The organism is Acidimicrobiales bacterium, assembly GCA_022452035.1.
Classification (GTDB): Bacteria; Actinomycetota; Acidimicrobiia; order Acidimicrobiales; family MedAcidi-G1; genus UBA9410.
This window is the reverse complement of sequence record JAKURV010000013.1, coordinates 1-21,956: the sequence shown is the minus strand read 5'-3', so window position 1 is coordinate 21,956 and position 21,956 is coordinate 1. Positions and strand designations below refer to the sequence as shown.

At 69.8% G+C, this 21,956-nt stretch carries 24 protein-coding genes; 21 read left to right on the top strand and 3 right to left on the bottom strand.

Annotated elements, in window-relative coordinates; all coding sequences use genetic code 11:
- Positions 1–10: 10 nt before the first annotated feature.
- From MK181_06130 to MK181_06095, 8 genes are all read left to right on the top strand, one after another.
- Entirely contained in the window at positions 11–892 is an 882-nt protein-coding gene (locus tag MK181_06130; GenBank protein MCH2419376.1) for a dihydroorotate dehydrogenase, read from the top strand.
- Positions 885–1,586 (top strand): orotidine-5'-phosphate decarboxylase, encoded by a 702-nt coding sequence (gene pyrF / locus MK181_06125; GenBank protein ID MCH2419375.1) that lies wholly within the window; start codon positions 885–887, stop codon positions 1,584–1,586. The genes MK181_06130 and pyrF overlap by 8 nt, the downstream gene beginning before the upstream one ends.
- 66 nt (positions 1,587–1,652) lie before the next feature.
- Positions 1,653–1,967, top strand: a complete 315-nt coding sequence (locus tag MK181_06120) for an integration host factor (GenBank protein ID MCH2419374.1) — start codon at positions 1,653–1,655, stop codon at positions 1,965–1,967.
- 28 nt (positions 1,968–1,995) lie between these two features.
- Positions 1,996–2,568 carry a hypothetical protein gene (locus tag MK181_06115; protein ID MCH2419373.1) on the top strand — a complete coding sequence of 191 codons (573 nt, stop codon included), beginning with the start codon at positions 1,996–1,998 and terminating at the stop codon, positions 2,566–2,568.
- Between the two features lie 184 nt (positions 2,569–2,752).
- The gene (gene rpoZ / locus MK181_06110) at positions 2,753–3,121 is read left to right on the top strand and encodes a DNA-directed RNA polymerase subunit omega (protein ID MCH2419372.1); all 369 of its coding nucleotides are present in this window, start codon (positions 2,753–2,755) and stop codon (positions 3,119–3,121) included.
- 25 nt (positions 3,122–3,146) lie between these two features.
- Positions 3,147–4,391 carry a bifunctional phosphopantothenoylcysteine decarboxylase/phosphopantothenate--cysteine ligase CoaBC gene (coaBC, locus tag MK181_06105; protein MCH2419371.1) on the top strand — a complete coding sequence of 415 codons (1,245 nt, stop codon included), beginning with the start codon at positions 3,147–3,149 and terminating at the stop codon, positions 4,389–4,391.
- Positions 4,388–5,581 (top strand): methionine adenosyltransferase, encoded by a 1,194-nt coding sequence (gene metK, locus MK181_06100; protein MCH2419370.1) that lies wholly within the window; start codon positions 4,388–4,390, stop codon positions 5,579–5,581. Before coaBC ends, metK begins: the two co-directional genes overlap by 4 nt.
- A 13-nt stretch (positions 5,582–5,594) precedes the next feature.
- Positions 5,595–7,487 (top strand): hypothetical protein, encoded by a 1,893-nt coding sequence (locus tag MK181_06095; protein ID MCH2419369.1) that lies wholly within the window; start codon positions 5,595–5,597, stop codon positions 7,485–7,487.
- 18 nt (positions 7,488–7,505) lie between these two features.
- On the opposite strand, the gene MK181_06090 is transcribed toward MK181_06095, so the two are convergent.
- Together MK181_06090 and MK181_06085 are read right to left on the bottom strand one after the other, a co-directional pair.
- Entirely contained in the window at positions 7,506–8,024 is a 519-nt protein-coding gene (locus tag MK181_06090) for a hypothetical protein (GenBank protein MCH2419368.1), read from the bottom strand.
- Entirely contained in the window at positions 8,021–8,647 is a 627-nt protein-coding gene (locus MK181_06085; GenBank protein MCH2419367.1) for a class I SAM-dependent methyltransferase, read from the bottom strand. Before MK181_06085 ends, MK181_06090 begins: the two co-directional genes overlap by 4 nt.
- 56 nt (positions 8,648–8,703) lie before the next feature.
- Between MK181_06085 and def the strand changes: the two genes are divergently transcribed.
- The 6 genes from def (at position 8,704) to hisG (ending at position 13,770) form a co-directional block, all read left to right on the top strand.
- Entirely contained in the window at positions 8,704–9,243 is a 540-nt protein-coding gene (def, locus tag MK181_06080) for a peptide deformylase (protein MCH2419366.1), read from the top strand.
- Positions 9,244–9,275: 32 nt separating this feature from the next.
- On the top strand, positions 9,276–10,130 hold the full coding sequence (fmt, locus tag MK181_06075; GenBank protein ID MCH2419365.1) for a methionyl-tRNA formyltransferase: 855 nt from the start codon (positions 9,276–9,278) through the stop codon (positions 10,128–10,130).
- Positions 10,127–11,257, top strand: a complete 1,131-nt coding sequence (locus MK181_06070) for a methyltransferase domain-containing protein (GenBank protein ID MCH2419364.1) — start codon at positions 10,127–10,129, stop codon at positions 11,255–11,257. The genes fmt and MK181_06070 overlap by 4 nt, the downstream gene beginning before the upstream one ends.
- A gap of 41 nt (positions 11,258–11,298) precedes the next feature.
- Positions 11,299–11,826 carry a MogA/MoaB family molybdenum cofactor biosynthesis protein gene (locus MK181_06065; protein MCH2419363.1) on the top strand — a complete coding sequence of 176 codons (528 nt, stop codon included), beginning with the start codon at positions 11,299–11,301 and terminating at the stop codon, positions 11,824–11,826.
- Entirely contained in the window at positions 11,819–12,832 is a 1,014-nt protein-coding gene (gene ribD / locus MK181_06060; protein MCH2419362.1) for a bifunctional diaminohydroxyphosphoribosylaminopyrimidine deaminase/5-amino-6-(5-phosphoribosylamino)uracil reductase RibD, read from the top strand. The genes MK181_06065 and ribD overlap by 8 nt, the downstream gene beginning before the upstream one ends.
- 62 nt (positions 12,833–12,894) lie before the next feature.
- Positions 12,895–13,770 (top strand): ATP phosphoribosyltransferase, encoded by an 876-nt coding sequence (gene hisG / locus MK181_06055; protein MCH2419361.1) that lies wholly within the window; start codon positions 12,895–12,897, stop codon positions 13,768–13,770.
- 22 nt (positions 13,771–13,792) lie between these two features.
- Here hisG and MK181_06050 read toward each other — a convergent pair whose 3' ends face one another.
- Positions 13,793–14,251, bottom strand: coding sequence for a DUF1844 domain-containing protein (locus MK181_06050; protein ID MCH2419360.1), 459 nt, complete (start codon positions 14,249–14,251; stop codon positions 13,793–13,795).
- A gap of 350 nt (positions 14,252–14,601) precedes the next feature.
- On the opposite strand from MK181_06050, the gene infC reads away from it, so the two are divergent.
- The 7 genes from infC (at position 14,602) to MK181_06015 (ending at position 21,406) form a co-directional block, all read left to right on the top strand.
- The gene (gene infC, locus MK181_06045) at positions 14,602–15,318 is read left to right on the top strand and encodes a translation initiation factor IF-3 (protein MCH2419359.1); all 717 of its coding nucleotides are present in this window, start codon (positions 14,602–14,604) and stop codon (positions 15,316–15,318) included.
- A 49-nt stretch (positions 15,319–15,367) separates the two neighbouring features.
- On the top strand, positions 15,368–15,544 hold the full coding sequence (locus tag MK181_06040) for a 50S ribosomal protein L35 (GenBank protein ID MCH2419358.1): 177 nt from the start codon (positions 15,368–15,370) through the stop codon (positions 15,542–15,544).
- 104 nt (positions 15,545–15,648) lie between these two features.
- Positions 15,649–16,008: a 50S ribosomal protein L20 gene (gene rplT / locus MK181_06035; GenBank protein MCH2419357.1), complete on the top strand. Its 360-nt coding sequence runs from the start codon at positions 15,649–15,651 to the stop codon at positions 16,006–16,008.
- Positions 16,009–16,045: 37 nt separating this feature from the next.
- Entirely contained in the window at positions 16,046–16,846 is an 801-nt protein-coding gene (locus MK181_06030) for an RNA methyltransferase (GenBank protein MCH2419356.1), read from the top strand.
- Positions 16,847–16,906: 60 nt separating this feature from the next.
- Positions 16,907–17,941: a phenylalanine--tRNA ligase subunit alpha gene (pheS, locus tag MK181_06025; protein MCH2419355.1), complete on the top strand. Its 1,035-nt coding sequence runs from the start codon at positions 16,907–16,909 to the stop codon at positions 17,939–17,941.
- A gap of 43 nt (positions 17,942–17,984) precedes the next feature.
- Entirely contained in the window at positions 17,985–20,339 is a 2,355-nt protein-coding gene (pheT, locus tag MK181_06020; GenBank protein MCH2419354.1) for a phenylalanine--tRNA ligase subunit beta, read from the top strand.
- An 89-nt stretch (positions 20,340–20,428) separates the two neighbouring features.
- Entirely contained in the window at positions 20,429–21,406 is a 978-nt protein-coding gene (locus MK181_06015; protein ID MCH2419353.1) for an NADPH:quinone oxidoreductase family protein, read from the top strand.
- The last annotated feature ends 550 nt before the right edge of the window (positions 21,407–21,956 follow it).

The window sequence follows — 21,956 nt, the reverse complement described above, 5'->3', positions numbered from 1 at the left end:
CGGGTCGGTCGTGTTCCCCAATCCCGTCCTGACCGCCTCGGGTACCGCCGGCTACGGCCACGAGCTGGCCGACCACCTGGACCTGGCCTCCCTGGGTGCGGTGATTGTGAAGTCCCTGCACGCCGAGCCCTGGGAGGGGAACCCGGCCCCCCGGGTGCACGCCACGCCGGCCGGCATGCTGAACAGCGTTGGCCTTCAGGGCCCCGGGGTGGAGGCCTGGCTAACTCACGACCTGCCTGCCTTGGCGGCGACGGGAGCCCGGGTGGTGGCCAGCATCTGGGGGCGCACAGTCGACGAGTTCGCCCGAGCCGCCGAACTACTGGCCGACGCCCCGCCCGAAGTGGTAGCCGTGGAGGTCAACGCCTCGTGCCCGAATCTGGAGGACCGGCGGGCCCTGTTCGCCCACTCGGCCGTCGCCACGGCGGCTGTGGTTGACGCCGCAGCGGCCGCCGGGCGTCCCCGGTGGGCCAAGCTCAGCCCGAACACCCCGGAGCTGCCTGAGATGGCGGCGGCCGCCGTGTCGGCGGGGGCCGAAGCGGTCACCGTGGCCAACACGGTGCTGGGCATGGTCATCGACACGGAGTCCCGCCGGCCCCTGCTGGGCGCCGGTCGAGGAGGCCTCAGCGGACCGGCCATCCGGCCGGTGGCCGTCAGGGCCGTCTTTGACACCCGGGAGGCGCTGCCAGAGGTGCCCATCATTGGGGTGGGCGGCGTGGCCAGCGCCGAGGATGCCGTGGAGTTCCTTCTGGCTGGTGCCTCGGCCGTGCAGGTAGGCACGGCAACCTTCGCTGATCCCCGGGCGCCGGCCCGGATCCTGCGGGACCTCGGCCGGTGGTGTGACCGTCGCGGGGTGATCGCCCTGGACGAGCTGATCGGAGTGGCCCATGGCTGACCACGAGGTGCCCGAGGAGGTCCGGCGCCGGCTGTGCCTAGTCCTGGACGTGGACGACCTGGTGGCCGCCCGGCGGACCGCCGACCTGCTGGCCCCGTGGTTCGGCACAGTCAAGGTGGGCCTGGAGCTGTTCTCAGCCGCCGGGCCGGAGGCCGTGGCAACGTTCGCGGAATCCGGCTTCGATGTGTTCTGTGACCTCAAGCTGCACGACATCCCCAACACCGTGCGGAGTGCCGCCAGGGTGCTGGGTGCCTCGGGGGCGCGGTGGGTGACCGTGCACACCTCGGGCGGCGCTCCGATGCTGCAGGCTGCCGTGGCGGGGCTGACCGAGGGGGCAGCCAGCGTGGGGGCCGCGGTCCCCGGAGCGTTGGGAGTGACCGTCCTGACCAGCGACGATGTGGCAGGCGCCGACGTCCTCACCGCCCGGTGCGAGCTGGCGGCCACTAGCGGCTGCGAGGGGATCGTGTGCGCCGCTCCGGACCTCCCGACTACCGACCCCTGGTCGGACCGGCTGGTCAGAGTGGTGCCGGGGATCCGGATGCCTGGCGGGGCAACTCACGACCAGGCCCGGGTAGCCACGCCCCGTGAGGCCCTGGCCGCCGGGGCCGATCTCCTGGTGGTAGGCCGGGCCGTGACGGCCGCCGACGATCCGGTCCAGGCGGCCACGGACTTGGCCGCCCACCTAGCCGGCTGAGCGACACGCGGCTGGCCGATCCCGGGTCGTCCACACCAGTCCGCCGCTCCTACTAGGGTCCTGGCCATGGCAGGACTTCCTCAACTCACCGACGAACAACGACGAGCCGCCCTGGCAAAGGCGGCCGAGGCCCGACGGGTGCGGGCCGAGATCAAGGAGCTTCTCAAGATGGGGACGCTGTCCCTGTCCGAGTTGCTGGATCGGTCTGACAACGACAGGATCCTGGCCAAGATGAAGGTGCTGTCCGTCCTGGAGGCGCTGCCCAAGCTGGGCAAGGTGAAGGCCCGCCGGACCATGGACGAGGTTGGGATCAGTGATAGCCGCCGCCTGCGGGGCCTCGGTTCCCAACAGCGAGCCGAGTTGGTGGCGCGTTTCGGCTGACACCAGCTCCCAGACGGACGGCCGGCCGGTGGGGGAGGACCCCGACACCCGGATGCCGTTGGTGGTGGTGCTCTCCGGCCCGGGCGGTGCGGGGAAGGGCACGATTGCCCGGGCCCTGGTTGAGGGAGACGACCGCCTGGCCCTGAGTCGGTCCTGGACCAGCCGTGAACGGCGGGTTGACGACGTTTCTGACGCCTACGTCTTCGTGGACCGAGCCACCTTCGAAGCGCGTCGAGACGAGGGTGGTTTCCTGGAGTGGAACGAGTTCCTGGGTTGCCTCTACGGAACGCCGACCCCCGATATCGACGACCCACGAGACCTTCTCCTGGAAATCGACGTGGCTGGAGGCCGGCAGGTCCTTGAGCGACTCCCCGACGCCCTCTGCCTGTTCGTGGACGCCCCGGACGATGAGGAGCTGGTAGGCCGCCTAGTGGGTCGAGGTGAAAGCGTCGAACAAGCAGAGACCCGGGTGCGAGAGGCGACGCGGGAACGTGGTGAGGCCGAGCAGCTGGGCTACCTCCGGGTCATCAACGACAACCTGGACGAGGCCGTGGCACGGATCGCCAGTCTGATCGGAGAGCACCGCAGGTCGAACGGCTAACCACCAAAGTGTCGGGGTCGCCATCAGGGATTCGCCCCACCTGGCCCGGGGCGTTGTTCGAGGGTTCGGACGGTCCCGCTGGTACCGTGAGGAGCCGTTCGGCCGCCCCACACACGAGTCGGGGTCGTCCGGTCGGGAGTCCCGGTCGCAGGGACCGGCACCCTGAGGAACGCAGAGGATCCAAGTGCAGCGTCACGACAGCATGGTCAACCCGGCGATCGAGGGACTTCTCGAGACGGCCGACTCCAAGTTCCGCCTGGTCACAGTGAGTTCCAAGCGCGCCCGGCAGATCAACTCCTATTTCGGTCAGCTAGGCGAGGGTCTAGGGGCGTCGATCCCGCCGCAGGTCACCTCGACGTCGCGAAAGCCGCTGTCCATCGCCTTCGAGGAACTAGCGGCGGGCAAAATCGAAGCTGTGGAGCCGCCGGACGAGCCGGAGGACGTGGACACCCTGCTGGACGCCATCGACGCCGAGTTGGCTGACCAGTCGGGCGAGGACCTCCCCGAGGGCGCGGTGCCCGAGGCCGAGGCCGAGGGCGACGAGGGCGCCTGATCCCCCGCCCCCCGGGGCAGCCACCATGGGATCACTCGCCGGACGCCGGATCGTTCTCGGGGTCACCGGGGGCGTCGCCGCCTACAAGGCCGTCGAGGTCTGTCGGCGCCTGGTCGACGCTGGTGCCCACGTGGCACCGGTTCTCACCCAGGGAGCCCTCCACTTCGTGGGTCGGGCCACCTTTGACGCTCTGGCGTCGGAGCCCGTCCAGACGTCCCTGTGGGACGAACCCCACCCGATCCCGCACACCCGCTTGGGCCAGGGGGCCGATCTGGTCGTGGTGTGCCCGGCCACGGCCCGCCTACTGTCCGACTACCGGACGGGCCGTTCAGGGGACCTCCTGACAGCCACCCTGCTGGCCACCCGGGCGCCGGTCATCGTGTGTCCGGCCATGCACACCGAAATGTGGGAGCAGCCCTCGATTCAGGAGAACGTGGGCGTCCTGGCGTCAAGGGGCGTAACCGTCGTTGGACCCGAGGACGGGCGCCTGGCCGGCGGCGACGTCGGAGCGGGCCGTCTAGCCGACCCGGCCACCGTGGTGGCCGCTGCCGAGGAGGTCCTGGGGGCCACCCGGGGCGACGCCGGTGGCGACCTGGCCGGCCTGACCGTGCTGGTGACGGCCGGAGGGACCCGGGAGCCGATTTGCCCGGTCCGGTTCCTGGGCAACCGGTCCTCGGGCAAGCAGGGCCACGCCCTGGTGGCCGAGGCGGCCGCCCGCGGGGCCCAGGTCCGCTGCGTGACCACCCAGCCAGGCACGGCGCCCGCCGGCCCGGGCATTGACGTCACGGCGGTCGACACAGCGGCCGAGATGGCTGCCGCGGTAGCCGCCCAGGCCGTCGACGCCGACATCGTCCTCATGGCAGCCGCCGTAGCCGACTTCCGACCAGTCGAGGTGGCCACCGAGAAGATCAAGAAGGGCGACGGCCCGGCCGAGATCCGCCTGGAGCCCACAGTCGACATTCTCGCCGAGCTGGGTCGGTCCCGGAGCAACGGACAGGTGCTGGTGGGGTTCGCGGCAGAGACCCGAGATCTGCGCCAGAATGCGGCGGCGAAGCTGGCCGCGAAAGGGATCGACCTGATCGTGGCCAACGACGTGTCGGCCCCCCAGGTGGGGTTCGAGCACGACACCAACGCCGTGCTGGTCCTGGATGCCGGCGGCGGTGTACGGGAGGTGCCGTTGGCCGACAAGCGGGAGGTGGCCGGCGTCGTGTTGGACGCCGCCCTGGCCGTCCACAAGACGAACCGGACCGGAAACGGAGACGCCAGATGAGCGACAACTGGACCTTCACCTCGGAATCGGTCACCGAGGGCCATCCAGACAAGATGGCCGACCAGATCTCGGACGCCGTGCTGGACGCCATGCTGACCACAGACCCGAACAGCCGGGTGGCCTGCGAGACCCTGATTACCACTGGCATGGTCGTGGTGGCTGGCGAGGTCACCACGACGGACTATGTGGACATCCCTGAGACCGTGAGGGACACCGTCTGCGAGATTGGCTACGACCGGGAGGACTTCGGGTTCGACGGCCGGACCTGCGGCGTAATGGTCGCTCTTGACGCCCAGTCCACCGACATCGCCCGGGGTGTGGACGACTCGGAGGAGGCCCGGACCGGCTCCTCGGACGACGACGACCTGGACCGCCAGGGCGCCGGCGACCAGGGGATGATGTTCGGATACGCCTGCGACGAGACCGACGTCCTGATGCCGCTGCCCATCCACCTGGCCAACCGCATGGCCGAGCGGCACGCCGAGGTCCGAAAGGCCGGAACCATCCCCTACCTGCGTCCCGACGCCAAGACCCAGGTCACCTTCGACTACGAGGGCAACCGGCCGGTTCGCCTACACACCGTGCTAGTGAGCACCCAGCACAACGATGGGATCGACCGAGACTCCATGATCCGCCCCGACCTCGTGGAGCAGATCATCCGACCGGTCATCCCGGAGGCCTTCTCCGACGACGACTTCGAGGTCCACGTCAACCCGACGGGCCGCTTCGTGATCGGCGGCCCAGTAGGCGACACCGGCCTGACCGGCCGCAAGATCGTGGTCGACACCTACGGCGGCATGGCCCGGCACGGCGGCGGCGCCTTCTCGGGTAAGGACCCGTCGAAGGTCGACCGATCGGCGTCTTACGCTGCCCGCTGGGTGGCCAAGAACCTGGTGGCGGCCGGCGCGGCCAGCCGCTGCGAACTCCAGGTGGCCTACGCCATCGGGATGGCCCATCCGGTGTCCGTTCTGGTCGAGACGTTCGGGACCGAAACCGTGGACCCGACCCGCATCGCAGCCTGTGTGCAGGAAGTCTTTGACCTTCGGCCGGCGGCCATCATTCGTGACCTGGACCTCAAGCGGCCGATCTACCGGAGGACCGCCGCATACGGACACTTCGGACGGGACGGGTTCCCGTGGGAAGCGACTGATCGGGTGGACGACGTCCGGTCGGCCCTCGACCTGTCCTGACCCGACACCCGGCATGACCGGAGGGGCTGCCGACCAGGGTCGGTTAGACCTCGACGACGGCATGACCGCCGACGTGGTTCCCGCTGAAGAGGAGTCGCCGGTCGACGCCTCCAAGGGAGTTGACGATGCCGTTTCCCCGGACCCCCCTGACCGGGTAGTCCGGGTGCTGCCCGACGTGGCCGCTGTCGGCCGGGCCTTCGACTACCTCGTGCCTCCGGCCTGGGGAGACGACGGACGGGCCGAAAGCCTCGGAGTAGGCAGCCGGGTACGGGTGGTCCTAGGCGGCCGCCGGGTGGGGGGCTGGGTGGTGGAGGACCACGTTGTTCCCCCAGCCGGCGTGGAACTACGTCCCCTGTCCCGACTCAGCGGGATGGGACCCTCAGCGGCCCTGATCGACCTGGCCCGCTGGGCGGCCCGACGGTGGGTCGGCCCGGTGTCGGGGTTCCTGGCCACAGCGTCACCCTCCACGGTGGTTGAGGCCGCGGCCCCCGGTCCGGCGCCGGCCATAGTCCCCGAGGCCACCGGACACTGGTTCGACGGGGCGTTCGCCGGCGACGACGGGGTCCCCACGGTGGTCCGCCTGCCCCCGGCCGCCAACCCGGTGCCGCTGGTACTGGCTGCCGCCCGGCTAGGCGACGCCCTAGTGCTCGTCCCGACGGCCCCCGCCGCCTCCCGCTTGGCCGGACAGCTCCGCCGGGCTGGCCTGCCGGTGGCCTCCATGCCCCGCGACTGGGCCCAGGCGGCCGGTGGCGGGCTGGTCGTGGGATCCCGGGCCGCCGCTCTGGCCCCCGTGCGGGACCTGGGGGCTGTGCTAGTTCTGGACGAGCACGACGAGGCCTACCAGGAGGAGCGGGCCCCCACCTGGAACGCCCGGGACCTGGCCGTCGAGCGGGCCCGTCGGGCCAGGGTGCCTTGCGTCCTGGCCTCAGCTGCCCCCACGCTGGAGGCCCTGGCTGCGGGGCACCTTTTGGTCCCGTCGCGGGCCGAAGAGCGGGCCGGATGGCCGGTGTTGGACCTGGTCGACCGCCGGCAGGACGACTCGGCTCGGTCGGGCCTGTTCTCGCCAGCGCTGGTGCCCGTCCTGCGGGGCGAGGGCGGTGACCCCGTGATATGCGTCCTGAATCGGAAGGGCCGGTCCCGGTTGCTGGCCTGCCACGGCTGCGGCGAGCTGGCCCGGTGTGAGCAGCACCGAGTGCCCCTAATCCAGGACGAGGACGACCGGCTGCGTTGTCCGGTGGATGACGACCGCCGGCCTGTGGTGTGCGACGCCTGCGGGGCCACCCGGTTCCGGAACCTGCGGGCCGGCGTAGCCCGGGTCCGCGAGGAGTTAGAGGCACTGGCCGGGCGTCCCGTGCTGGAGGTCACGGCGGGCACGGGGGCCACCAACGTGGATGATGGTGAGGCCTCGGTGTTCGTGGGGACCGAGGCCGTGCTGTACCGAATCCACCGGCGGGTGGCCCGGGTGGTGTTCCTGGAGTTCGACCAGGAGCTCTTGGCACCCCGAATGCGGGCTGCCGAACAGGCCGTGGCCCTGCTAGTCCGTGCGGCTCGCCTATTGGGTCCCCGGGAGGCCGGAGGGAGGCTGGTGGTCCAGACCCGCCAGCCCGACCACGAGGTACTCCAGGCGGTGCTGCACGCTGATCCGGGGCGCCTGGTCGAGGGGGAACGGGAACGGCGGATGCTCCTCGGGCTTCCCCCGTACGGGGCCTTGGCCCGCATCTCGGGCGCCGTGGCCCCTGAGTTCATGGCCCGGCTCGGCACGCCTGACGACGTCAACGTCTTGGGCCCCCGGGACGGGGCGTGGCTAGTCCGGGCGGCCGACCACGACAGCCTGAGCGCTGTCCTAGCCGGGGTAGAGCGCCCGTCGGGTCGGCTCCGGATCGAGGTGGACCCCCGCCGGGCCTGACCGTGGGGAGGGGTCGGGCTACCAGCTCCGGCGGTTCAACTCGTAGAGGGCGATGCCGGCCGCCGTGGCCACGTTAAGGCTGCCGACTTTTCCCAGTTGGGGGATAAAGGCCACCACGTCACAGGCGGCCAGGGTGGCGGCTGATAGCCCGCGGTCCTCGTGGCCCAGGGCCAGGCAGGCCTTCTCGGGCAGCGGCGCCTCGTGGAGGGGCACCGCCTCGTCGGCCAGCTCCAACCCGACCAGTCCGTAGCCGGCGGCCCGGATGCTCTCGATGGCCTCCGAGACGTCGTCGCAAGTCGTCCAGGTCAGGTAGCGGCCGGTTCCCAGGGCGGTCTTGGCCGTCTTGGCGTGGGTGGGGGCGGCGGTGGCCCCGGCCAGCCACAGGTGTGCGACCCGGTAGGCAGCGGCGGTACGCAGGATGGCCCCCACGTTGTAGGGCGTCTGGACGCTGTCCAGCAGCAAGGCCACCTCGGGTTCGTGGCGTCTCCGCCAGTCGCGATGTAGGCGCTTGAGGCCGGTGCCGTCAAGGTTCTTCACCGCACGTCCTCCCTCTGGGCCTTCCGAGCCGCCACATCGAGCAGGCGATATCCCTTGCGCGACGCCCGCCGGGTGGTGGACCAGCCCTGGTCGTCCATCCACCGGGCCAGCGAGTCGGCTCCCAGGTGGCGCTGTACCACCAGATGGGCGGTGCCATCCGGGGCCAGGCGGTCTAGCCATCGTTCCAGCAGATCGTGCAGGGCTGCCTTGCCGATGCGAATCGGGGGGTTGGACCACAGGGAGGCCACCTGGATCTCCTCGGGGACCTCGTCGGGGGCGGCCACCGTGACGTTGGTTAGGCCGGCCGCATCGGCGTTAGCCCGGCACAGGTCCCGTGCCCGCTCGTTCACGTCGATCGCCCACACCCGGGCGTCGGGGCACCGGGTGGCCAACGTGCAGGCGATAGGGCCGTACCCGCAGCCCAGGTCCAGGAGGTCGACGGCGCCAGTGGGCGGAGGAGGCCCCTCCAGAAGGAGATAGCGGGTGCCGCGGTCCACCCGGTCGGTCGAGAAGACCCCGCGGTCGGTGGCCAGACGCAGGTCGACGTCGGGGAGGAGCAGGTCCACCTCGGATGGTCGCGAGGCCACCTCGGGACGGTCGGTCCAGTACTGGCCGTCATTCACCTGCGGTACCGGTCGGGCATCCGGGCCTCCATGGCTCCGACGGTAGCCTTACCCCCGTGGCACCCCACGAGATCCGACTCATCGGCGATCCGGTCCTGCGCCAACCGGCGTCCGACGTAGCCGACGTGGACAGTGCGCTGGTCCGCCTGACCGACGACATGTTCACCACTATGTACGAGGCGGCTGGCATCGGTTTGGCTGCCCCACAGGTGGGCGTCCAGAGGCGGTTCTTCGTCTACGACCACGGCCAGGGAGCTGGGGTCATTCTCAACCCGCGGATCGTGGAGTCCGACGGGGAGTGGACGTTCGACGAGGGCTGCCTGTCGATTCCCGACCTGTCGTGGGAGATCGTCCGACCCAAGCAGATTCACCTGGTGGGCGTGGACCTGGACGGCAACGAGGTGTCCATCGAGGCCGACGAGCTAGAAGCCCGACTGTTCCAGCACGAGATGGACCACCTGGACGGCGTGCTACTTGTCGACCACCTGGACGAGGACCAGCAACGCGACGCCCGACGGGTGCTGCGCGAGATGACCATGGCCCGCGTGGAGGCCGCCGGTGGCGGCCCGTCGGGTGGGGGCCTGCGATTGCCCTGATCGCGCCGCCTCCGGCGCATCCCGGACGGCTGGTGTACCTCGGCAACCCGGCGGTGGCCGTGCCGCCGCTGGACGCCCTGCACGGAGCGGGACACGAAGTGGTGCTGGTGTTGACCTCACCGGACCGTCGGCGGGGCCGTCGCTCAGCTCCGACCCCGACCCCGGTGGCCGCTCGGGCCGCCGAGCTGGGCATCCCGGTTTCTCATGACCTGGAGGCGGTAGCCGACTGCGGCGCCGACCTCGGGGTGGTGGTGGCCTTCGGGCAGATCGTCCCCGTCGAGTTACTGGCCCGGGTTCCCATGGTCAACCTGCACTTCTCGCTCCTTCCTCGTTGGAGGGGCGCCGCCCCCATCGAGCGCGCCCTGCTGGCCGGCGATCCGACAACCGGGGTGTGCCTCATGGACCTGGCCGAAGGTCTGGATGTTGGCGACGTCCACGCCAGGGTTGAGACACCCATCGGGCCGACGGACACGGCGGCCGACCTGCGGGACCGCCTGGCCGAGCTCGGAGCGACGCTGCTGGTCGACGCCTTGGCCGGCGGGCTGGGAAGCCCGGAGGCCCAGGCCGGCGAGGCCACCTACGCCCACAAGGTGAAACGGGAGGACTTGCACCTGGACTGGGGGCGGCCGGCCGCTGAACTGGCCCGGGTGGTCCGCGTCGGGGGTGCCTGGACCACGTACCGGGGCGACGACCTGAAGGTATGGGAGGCCGAGGTGGTCGACGACCTGTCAACCGCCGCGCCGGGGGTCCTGGTCGGCGACCAGGTGGCCACCGGGGCAGGGGACCTACGCCTCGTCGAGGTCCAGCCAGCCAGCCGGTCCCGTATGGCCACTTCGGCCTGGTTGACCGGAGCGCGGCCGGCGGCCGGCGAACGGCTGGGCGGGTGAGCGGGGACGACGCTCGGCGCTTGGCCCTCGAGGTGCTAGGACGAATCGAGCGGGGCGGCGCCTACGCCAACCTGGCCCTGCGGGCCGCCCTGGACCGGTGCGACCTGGACCGCCGGGACCGGGCCTTCGTCACCGACCTCGTCTACGGCACTACCCGGATGCGACGGGCCTGCGACCACCTGATCGACCGCTTCCTCCACGACGACATCCAGCCCGAGGTCCGGACCGTGCTCCGCCTGGGCGCATACCAGCTGCACTGGGCCGGAGTTCCGCCTCACGCCGCCGTATCGGCCACCGTGGCGGTCGCTCCCCGCCGGGTCCAAGGTCTGTGCAACGCGGTCTTGCGGCGGGTCGCCGACTACCAGCCGACCTGGCCCGGCCCGGCCGTCGAGTTAAGCGTCCCCGACTGGCTGATCGACCGCCTGGTGGCCGACCTGGGCTTGGACGACGCCCTGGCCGCCCTGGCTGCCATGAACCGTCCGGCCCCGGCCGTGGTCCGGGACGACGGCTACTACCAGGACCGGGCCTCGCAGTTGGTGGCCGACCTGACCGGGGAAGGGTTGGTCCCCGGCGGACGGGTGCTGGACCTCTGTGCCGCCCCGGGGGGCAAGGCCACGGCTCTGGCGGCCGCTGGAGCCTCGGTAGTGGCCGCCGACCTACGACCGGCTCGACTGGGCCTGGTGGCCCAGAACGCCGACCGCCTCGGACACGCGGTGGCCCTGGTAGCGGGCGACGGCCGCGCTCCACCGTTCCGGCCCGGGTCGTTCGACCGGGTGCTGGTAGACGCACCCTGTTCCGGACTGGGGGTCCTGCGTCGTCGGGCCGACGCCCGCTGGCGGGGCGGCGAGGCTGACTTGGCCGACCTGGCCCTCCTGCAAGCCGACCTGTTAGTCGGAGCCGCCGCCCTGGTCCGACCGGGCGGCCAACTTGTTTACAGCGTGTGCACGGTGACCGAGGCCGAAACGGCCGGCGTAGATCGCCGGTTCCGCGAGGCCGAGCCACGGGCCGAACCCGAGCCGGTGGGTCGGCCATGGCGACCCCACGGCGACCACGGGTCCGGCGGCTTGCTGCTGCCCCAGGACCTAGACAGCGAGGGGATGGCCGTCTTCCGCTACCGAATGGTCTAACCGGTCCCGGCCAGCCCGGGGTGCGCCGGTAGCCTCGCCCCATGGGCGACCAAGGGCACCACGACGCCATTTCGCTGGCCGTCAAGGTGCTCACCGTGTCTGACGGTGTGTTCCACGGCGTGCGAGAGGACCGGTCCGGAGCGGCCCTGGTGGCTTGCTGTGAAGCCGAGGGCTGGACGGTGGTCGAGACGGCGGTGACTGCCGACGGTGCTGAAGCGGTGGCCCATGCTTTACAGGCCCTCGTGGACGGCTTCCATGGCCTGGTGCTGACCACCGGGGGCACTGGCTTTGGGCCCCGCGACGCCACCCCTGAGGGCACCCTGGCCGTCGTGGACCGCTTGGCGCCCGGGCTAGCCGAGGCCATGCGGCTAGTGAACCCCTTAGGTCGCCTGTCCCGGGGCGTGGCCGGCACAGCAGGCACGGCCCTGATCTTGAACACTCCGGGTTCGGCGAAGGGTTGTGTGGAGTGCCTAGAGGCGGTGGCCGACGTGGTGCCTCACGCCGTGCGCCTGCTGGTCGACAACGCCGACCCACACCCGTCAGGCGAGGGGTCGGGGACCGGTGGCTGAACGACCCGGTGTCGACGACCGCCAGGCCATGCGAGAGGCGATGGCCCTGGCTGACACGGCTCGCCTCCGGACCTCGCCCAACCCGTGGGTGGGTGCCGTGGTGGTGGCCGACGGTCGGATCGTGGCCCGAGGGGCCACCGAGCCGCCGGGTGGCGCTCACGCCGAACGCACCGCCCTGGACGAGGCGGCGGGCTCGCTGGCCGGCGCCACACTGGTCACGACATTGGAGCCATGCGATCACGAGGGTCGGACGGGCCCGTGCACCGAGGCCATCGTGGCCTCCGGCGTGGCCCGGGTGGTGGTCGGGGTGTCCGATCCCGATCCCGACGTTTCCGGTCGGGGTCTGGAGAGACTGAGGGCAGCCGGCATCGACGTGGAGGTCGGCGTGCTAGGTGACGAGGTGGCCAGGCAGCTAGCCCCCTACCTGCATCAGCGCCGCACCGGACGCCCCTACGTCGTCCTGAAACTAGCCGCCACTCTGGACGGCCGGATCGCCGCCCCCGACGGCTCCAGCCGGTGGATCACAGGCGCCGAGGCCCGAGCCGACGTGCACCTGCTGCGGGTGTCCAGCGACGCCGTGTGTGTGGGAGCCGCCACCGTGCGGGCCGACGATCCGCGCCTCGACGTGAGGGACGCTCCTGTGCCGGACGGGGCAGAGGCGCCCCGCCGGGTCGTGCTGGGGACCATCCCTGAGGGCGCCCGGGTGCTCCCCGCCGAGGAGCACCACGGCCAGCCGGCCGACCTCCTAGACCGTTTGGGATCCGAGGGCGTGCTGCAGCTGCTGGTGGAGGGCGGGGCTGACGTGGCAGGGCGCTTCCACCGTGAGGGCCTGGTGGACCGTTACATCATCTACCTGGCGCCAGCCTTAATGGGTGGTGACGACGGGCGGCCCCTGCTGGCCGGCCCGGGTGCGCCGATCATGGCCGACCTGCGAAGGGGCCGGTTCGCCGCCGTGACCCCACTGGGCGACGACCTCCGCATCGATCTGGTGCTGGACGCCGGCTGAGCCCGGCAGCGGTCCGAGAAAACCGGGGGCGGGCTGGACGGGGGACCGGATAGGTTCAGCCCGTGCTGAAGTTGGTCCTGCCCAAGGGTTCCCTGGAGAAGTCGACGCTCGAACTGTTTGAGGGCGCCGACCTGGGAGTGGTCCGCAGCTCGTCGGTCGACTACCGGGCGACGATTGACGATCCCCGGATCGACGAGGTGCGCATCCTGCGTCCCCAGGAGATCCCCACCTACGTGGCTGACGGCCTGTTCGACCTAGGTATCACCGGTCGGGACTGGATCCAGGAGACGGGCAGCGACGTTGTCTCGCTCGGTGAACTGCACTACTCAAAGGCGACGGCCCGGCCGGTGCGGATCGTGGTCGCCGTTCCCGGCGACTCGCCGGTGGAGTCGGTAGCCGACCTGTCGTCAGGAGTCCGGGTGTCCAGCGAGTACCCGGAGCTGACCCGCCGGTTCTTCGCCGAGCAGGGCGTGGAGGCCGACATACGGCTCTCGTATGGGGCCACCGAGGCCAAGGTGCCCGACATCGTGGACGTGGTGGTCGACATCACCGAGACCGGCCGCGCCCTGCGGGCCGCCGGCCTGAAGGTCATCGACACCATCTTGACCAGCTTCACCGAGCTGGTGGCCAACCCTGAGGCCTATGCCGACCCGGACAAGCGCCACGCTATGGAGCAACTCCACCGGCTCCTGCAGGGCACTTTGGAGGCCCGGGGGAAGGTCCTGGTGAAGATGAACGTGGTGGGTGACCATCTCGACGCGGTGATCGGCCTCATCCCGTCGATGAAGTCGCCGACGGTGAATGAACTGTTCGGCGGTTCGGGCTTCGCCGTGGAGACCGTGGTGGCTAAATCGGAGATCAACGTGCTGATCCCGGCTCTACGTGATGCCGGGGCCACCGACATCATCGAACTGCCGCTCTCCAAGATCGTCCACTGACTGTCTCGGTGGGCCAGGCCGGTCAGTCTCCGGTCTCGTTTTCGGCCCCGTCCCCGTCGTCGGCCGTCGTCTCCCTCATGGCCTTCTCGACGGCCACGTAGGCCAGCCGGATCTGGTGCAGGGCGTCGCGCATGGTCGCCTCGGCTTCGCCCAGGCGACCGGGCAACGTGTCGACCACGCCGGCCAGGGCGTCGATAGCCACCGAAGCCTCGGACAAGTTGGGCGGCTGCTGGGACAGGTGAATGGCCGCCAACTCGTAGAAACCCATCAAGTGGTTGGCCACCACCACGGAGGCTGGAGTCGAGGCCAGCTGCTCTTGGACGGCGGCCATTTCCCGGGCCATGGCCTCGACCTTTTCACGGTCCTCCGGCGACAGGTCCTCCAGGGAGGGATCCTCCAGGGAGGGGTCAACTGGCGGATCCTGCGGGGACTCGGAGGGTTCGACGGGATGTTCCCCACCGGGGGTCCAGAGACTGCTCATGGGGGTTCCTCGCCTGGTCGTCGGGCTCCCTTGAGGGAGCGGGATACCCGCCGGGCCGGCGGCTGGTGCCGGAACGATGCGGGACCGGTAGCCTACGGGCCACAACTAAAGGGAAAGTGGGGTTCTCCCCACCCGGCACGCGTACAGCGGGTTCGGGTCTTCTTCTCGTCGGATCCACGACGTCTGCGGCATACCGCCGTGGGGCGCCGGGGTCGCTTCGGCGGGTGTCGGCTTTCCGGCGCCCGCCGTTTCCGCGTTTCGGGGCCGTTTCCCGGTCGGGGTTCGGAGGGTGCTGTCCCAATGTTCAATCACGAGGAGAGAGCCTGCGTGACGCACAGGAGTGACGACCGATAGCTGCCCCAACCAACCAGGAACCACGGGTCAACGACCGCATCCGGGCCGGACAGGTCCGCCTCGTCTCGCCAGAGGGTGAGCAGATGGGGATCCAGTCCCTACCGGATGCCCTGTCGGCGGCCCAGGAGATGGATCTCGACCTAGTGGAGGTGGCCGACAAGGCCGATCCACCGGTCTGCCGGATCATGGACTACGGGAAGTTCAAGTACGAACAGTCCCAGCGGGCCAAGGAATCACGCCGGAAGTCGACCCACGTTCTGGTCAAGGAGATGAAGTACCGGCCGAAGATCGGTCCCGGTGACTTCGCCACCAAGACCCGCAAGGTGGAAGCGTTCCTGGGCGACGGCAGCAAGGTCAAGGTCACGATCATGTTCCGCGGCCGAGAGATGCAGCACCCCCAACTGGGGCGCCGCATCCTCGACAGGGTCGCCGAGGCGGTGGCCCACGTCGGTCGGGTGGAGGTGTTCCCCAAGCTGGAGGGCCGCAACATGTCCATGGTGCTGGTTCCCGGCCAGGCCACCCGCAGGCAGCGGGAGGCGGCCGCCGAGCATCAGGAGGCCCTGGAACCGGACGCCACCACGGAGGAAGCGACTGCCGAGGAAGCGACTGCCGAGGAAGCGACAACCGAGGAAGCGACAACCGAGGAAGCGACAACCGAGGAAGCGACTGCCGAGGACGGCGAAGCAGTAACGGACCCCAACCCGGCGCCCTGAGCCCGGGCCGACCAAGACAGAACGACACCCAGACACCGGAGCAGAGCACATGCCCAAGATGAAGACCCACCGGGGGATGGCCAAGCGCATCAAGGTGACCGGCACCGGTCGCCTGAAGCGGGGCACCTACGTGAAGAAAGCGGTGAAGCTGAAGCGGCGGCGCGGCCGTCAGCTCGATGTGGATCCGACCAACGCCTCGACCGTCCGAAAGCAACTCGGAATCTGAACCTGGGCCACCCGACCGGTGGCCGACAACTGGGGACCGGGTCCCCATACGACACGACCGAACACCCGTCGCACGGCGACGACGACGCCCACAAGGAGACCGTGATGGCCAGGGTCAAGCGAGCCGTCCAGAACAAGAAGAAGCACAAGGCTGTCCTAGAGCAGGCCAAGGGGTACTACGGCGACAAGAGCCGGACCTTCCGTGCCGCCAACGAGCAGGTGATGCACTCGGGCAACTACGCCTTCCGTGATCGCCGCGCCCGCAAGGGGCAGTTCCGTCGCCTCTGGATTCAGCGCATCAACGCGGCCTGCCGCCAGCACGGCACCAGCTACAGCGTGTTCATCGCCGGCCTGAAGCGGGCCGGCGTCGAGGTGGACCGCAAGGTGTTGGCCGACCTGGCGGTGGCCGAGCCGGCTGCCTTCGCCGCCCTGGTCGAGGTGGCCACGGCCGCCGACGCGGCCTGAGCGCCGAGACGTCTCCCGTCGTCGGTCAGACCGATCGGTGGACGGACACCCACCCATGGTCGAGGAGCTCTCCGGGGGAAACCCCCGCTGCCGACGGCTGCGCCGGTTGGCCCGCGACCGCGGATTTCGCCACGACGAGGCGGCCTACATCGTCGAGGGACCCACTCTGGTGGCCGAGGCGCTGGACGCCGACCGGGACGTTCGACAGGTAGTGCTACCGACCTCGGCAGCCGGTCACGACCTAGTTCGGCTGGTCCAGCGAGCCGGGGTGGACGCCTTTCTCGTTCCCGACCGGGTGTTCGACGGACTGGCCAGCACCCGCTCCTCCCAGCCCGCCCTGGCCGAGGTGGCCTTTCACGACGTCGAGGCTGCGGCCCTGGCGTCCACGTCGGGGCCGCTGGTCGTCCTGGCCGAACTGGGTGACCCGGGCAACGCCGGAACCCTGGTCCGATCAGCCGAGGCCTTCGGGGCCACCGGGGTCTTGATGGTCGGCGGGGTGGACCCGTACAACCCGAAGCTGGTGCGGGCCGCCGCCGGCTCCAGCTTCCGGATGCCCATTGCCACAATCGACGACCCGGTCGCCGCCGTCCGGCTCCTGACCGACGCCGGGGTGTCCTGCTGGGCGGCTGTGCCCCACGGCGGAATCCCGCCCACCGAGGTGCCCTCTGATGGCCCGGTGGCCCTGATCTTGGGCAACGAACCCCACGGCCTAGACGCCGGGGTGGTGGAGGCCTGCACCGGGCTGATCACCATCCCCACGGTGGGCGGGGTGGACTCGCTCAACGTGGCCGTGGCGGGGTCGGTGGCCCTCCACGCCCTAGCCGCCGGGTCCGGATAGGTCGACGGCGACTCCGGCTGAAACGGTCATGGGGGAGCGCGACCACGTCCCGTAGTCTGCGTGGATCGTCACCAGCCCCGACCGCCACCGCACCCGATGACCCCCGACCTGGACCAGCACCTCGCCGAAGCTGCGACGGCCGTCGCGGCAGCCGGCGACCTCGATGCCCTAAGGACCGTGGACTCCGAGCTGCTGGGGAAGCAGTCGGTGGTGACCGAGGCCCGGAAAACCCTGGGCGGCCTCGACGAGGACGAGCGCAAGGCCGTGGGTCAGCGCCTGAACGAGGTACGGGCCGAGATCGAGGCCCTAGTGGCCGCCCGCCGATCGGCGCTAGAGGGTGAGGCCCGGGCCGAACAGCTGGAGGAGGAGCGCCTGGACCTGACGGAGCTAGACCGAGGTAGGCGCCTCGGCCACCGCCACGTGGTCACCCAGACCTGGGAGCGGCTCGAGGACCTGTTCGTGGGGATGGGTTACACGGTCTCCGAGGGTCCCGAAATCGAAGACGAGTGGCACAACTTTGGTGCCCTCAACTTCCCGCCCGACCACCCGGCCCGCGACATGTACGACACCCTCTACGTGGACCACGGCGAACCGGGCAGCACCCTGCTACGCACCCACACCTCGCCGGTCCAGATCCGGGTCATGGAGGCCGGCGAGCCGCCCATCTACTCGATCATGCCGGGACGGGTGTTCCGCAGCGACACGGCAGATGCCACCCACATGCCGGTGTTCCACCAGATCGAGGGCCTGGTGGTGGACCGGGGCATCACCTTCGGGGACCTGGCCGGGACCCTGGAGGCCTTCACCCGGGCCTACTTCGGCGGGGACTTCACCTCGCGGCTCCGACCGTCGTACTTCCCGTTCACCGAGCCGTCGGCCGAGTTCGACATCCGCCGCCCCGACGGAACGTGGCTGGAGTTGGCCGGCTGCGGAATGGTTCATCCCAACGTGTTGGCGGCCTGCGGCTTGGATCCAGAGGAATGGTCGGGTTTCGCCTTCGGGTTTGGCCTCGATCGCCTGGCACTCATGCGCCACGGAATTGACGACCTTCGCGAACTGTTCCGCAACGACCACCGTTTCCTGTCGCAGTTCTGATGTCTCCCGTGCGCGCTTTCACACCCCAGGGTGGTGGTGACCGGTGAAGGTCCTGCTGTCCTGGCTGCAGGAGTTCGCCCCCGTGACCGGCGACCCCGGCGAGATCGGCGACCAGCTCAGCGAGCTGGGCCTGGCCGTCGAGGGGATCACCACGGTGGGCGCCGGCCTGGACGGCGTGGTGGTGGCCCGAGTGCTGGAACTCCGCCCCCATCCGGACGCCGACCGCATCCAACTAGTGGACGTCGACGCCGGCGATGGTGAGGCGCTGCAGATCTGCTGCGGGGCGTTCAACATGTCGGTGGGCGACCTCGTTCCGCTGGCCACCCTGGGGACGACGATGCCCAACGGCATGGAGATTGCCCGACGCAAGATGCGCGGCGAGTGGTCCAACGGGATGCTCTGCGCGGCCGATGAGATCGGCCTGGGTACCGATGGTGAGGGCATCCTGGTCCTGGGCGCTGACCACGAGCTGGGACGACCCCTGGCCGAGGCCCTGGAGCTCCGCCCCGACGTGCTCTACGACCTGGAGGTCAACCCGAACCGGCCCGACGCCATGTCGGTGGCCGGCGTAGCCCGAGACCTGGCGGCTCGCCAAGGCGTACCCTTCGCCCGCCCTGAGCCGTCACCGGACGAGGCGGGACAAGACGCCGCCCGGCGCCTTACCGTCGAGGTGGTGGACCCCGACCTGTGTGGTCGGTTCGCCGTCCGGGTGCTGGACGGCGTCTCGATAGGGCCGTCACCGCGCTGGATGGCCAACCGGCTGACCGCCCTTGGGATGCGGCCCATCAACGGCGTGGTGGACGTGTCCAACTACGTGATGTTGGAACTGGGCCAACCCAACCACACCTACGACCTGGATGCTGTGCAGGGTGGCGCGCTGCGAGTGCGCCGGGCCACCGAAGGCGAGACGGTGGAGACCCTGGACGGGATAGTCCGGACCCTGTCAGCCGCCGACGGGGTGATCGCCGACGGAAACGACGAAGCCATCGGCATCGCTGGGATCATGGGCGGAGCGTCGACCGAAATCAGTGGGTCAACAACCAGCGTGGCCCTCGAGATGGCCTGGTGGGACCCAATATCCATCACCCGGTCGGCTCGACGCCTTGGCCTGCGCAGCGAGGCGTCGGCCCGCTTCGAGCGGGGTGCCGACCCCGAGGTGGCCGACCTGGCCATGCGCCGCTTCGCCGAACTTTTAGCCGAGTCGGGAGCCACCCTGGCTCCCGGCATGGTGGACGTGCGGGGCAACACGCCAACCCGGGAGACAATCCGGGTGCGGACCGACCGGGTCAACAGCCTTCTGGGGACGGGATTAGAACGCGACGAGGTGGCCGGGCTGCTGGAGTCCATCGAGTTCTCCACCCGACCGGCCGGCGACGACCTGGACGTGGACATCCCGAGTTTCCGGCCGGACAGCGCCACCGAGATCGACGTAGTGGAAGAGGTGGCCCGTATCCACGGCTACCACCGGATTACCCGGACCGTCCCCCAGTCGACCCTCACCGGATCCCTAACCCCGTACCAGGCCGACCGGCGGGCCGTGCGGTCAGCCATGGTGGGCATGGGTCTTGATGAGGTCATGCCGGTGCCCTTCCTGGCTCCGGGCGACCTGGAACGGGCCGGCCTGGAGCCCGACGGGATCACGGTGTCCAACCCGCTCGTGGCCGAGGAATCAGTCATGCGGGCCTCGCTACGCCCCGGAATCCTCAAGACACTGGCCTACAACGCCTCGCACCGACTGCACAGCCTGGGGGTATTCGAGGTAGGCCACGTCTACCGGCGTCCAGACGGCGACCAGCCGCTACCGGACGAGCGCGAGCACCTGGCCGTGGCCCTAGCCGGTCAGGATGCCGGAGCCGCCGTGGGAGTGTTCTCAGCCCTCGCTGATGCTCTGGATGCCCGCCACTACCACCTAACAGCCCAAGTCACCCCCGGATTGCATCCCACCCGGACAGCACGAATCGACGTGGACGGCGTGCCGGTGGGCTACGTGGGTGAGGTGGACCCCGGGGTGCTGGACGCCTTCGGGGTGGGCGAACGGGTGGGATGGCTGGAAGTCGACCTCGAGGTCCTCCTTGGCCTTCCCCACGGAGGCCGCCCTTACCGCCCGGTGAGCCGGTACCCGTCATCAGACATCGACCTGGCGTTCGAGGTGGACGAGGCCACGCCGGCCGCTGACGTGGAAACCCACCTACGCGAGGCCGCCGGGGGCCTATTGGCCGACCTCACCCTGTTCGACGTTTTCCGGGGGGCGCCGGTGGCCGACGGAAGGCGCAGCCTGGCCTTCACGCTGCGTTTCCAGTCCGACGACCGAACCCTCACCGACGGTGAGGTCGCCGAGGTGCGGCAGCGTTGCATCGACGCCGTGCAGGATGCGCTGCCCGCCACCCTGCGGGGCTGACTAGACCCAGCTCCGAGCAGTTCACGCTCCCGCGGATCTGGCTTGACCCGCTACGGGGAGCTTCGAGTCCCACGGGTACCGTCGTCACCATGCGTGCATGGCAAGTCCACGAACTAGGCGACCCGATCGACTGCATGGTCCTCGACGAAATCGACGACCCCGACGTCGGTCCCGGCCGGGTGGTCGTGGACGTGGAGGCGGTAGGTCTGGCATTCCCCGACGTCCTGCAGTGCCGAGGCGAGTACCAGGTGAAGCCCCCGTTGCCCTTCACCCCGGGTAGTGAGACGGCGGGCCGGGTTTCGGCAGTGGGCGACGACGTTGACTCGGCGATTTTGGGCCGCCGGGTGGTGGCCCTAGGCGGAGGGCTGGCCGAACGGCTGGTCCTGCCGGCGTCCAGCGTGTTCGAGGTGCCCGACGTTCTGGCATCAACCAAAGCGGCCGCCGTGCCCATGAACTACGGGACCACCTGGTTCGCCCTCCACGACCGGGCCCATCTGGCGCCCGGGGAAACGCTGCTGGTCACCGGGGCCGCGGGCGGTGTGGGCTCGGCAGCCATCCAACTGGGCAAGGCCGCCGGAGCATGGGTCATTGCGGTGGCTGGCGGACCGGAAAAGGTGGCGGCCTGTACCGGCCTGGGTGCCGACGAAGTGATCGACCACCGCGAAGTCGACGACCTGGTGGCCCGGGTTCGGGAACTGACCGACGGCAACGGCGTGGACGTGGCCTACGACCCGGTAGGGGGAGAGACCTTCCAACAGGTTCGACGATGCATGGCCTGGGACGGGCGCCTGCTGGTCATCGGCTTCGTAGCCGGCATCCCCGAGCTGGCCACCAACCACGTGCTGCTCAAGAACTACTCGGTAGTGGGAGTCCACTGGGGTGCCTCACTAGCCCGAGATCCAGCGTCGCTGGGCCGCCAGATGGAAGCCCTGTTCGCCCTAGCCGACGAAGGCGCAGTAGACCCCCTGTTGCACCCCCCGTATGCCTTCAGCGACGCCCCACGGGCCCTTCAAGACATCGCAGACCGCCGTGTAGTGGGCAAGGTAGTGACCGATCTGACGGCCTGAATCGCCGAACCGGGCAGTTAGGCGACGTCCGTCCTTGGACAGAGTCCGCTACAAGGCCCGAATTAGCCAAATTGTGTCCTAGATCCGCCTAAAGGCCCTAGAACCGCTTGATTGCACCAGTGTTGGGGGTTTTACGCCACTCCCAGGTGGGAGAGGGGCGCATTCTGTGGTGTGGCAGTGCCTAAACCAACCGGTTCCTTTGCCGAAACTGGCGAAAGAGCCCATCTAACCCTTTGGTTCAAGCGACGGAGCTGGTCTCAAGAACTCCGGGTATCCCCTAAACGGCGGGAGAGGTTTGCTTAGACTTGTGTCAAGCCAAGGAATATCGGATCGCTTGCAGAGTCGTAGGGGCTTGCGGGCGGGCGTCTCGGTAGGCCTGGGCGAACTGGAGACCAACTGTGCACGACAGGCCACTGGCCGAAAGTGCATTGAGTTCACCGGTTCCGTCGCGGACAGGCGACGGCCGGTCCGCCCGTGGCGCCCGCGAACGAGCCCAGAGCCGACAGCGCATCTTGTCCTCCGTTCGGGACATTGTGGCCGTCAACGCTGG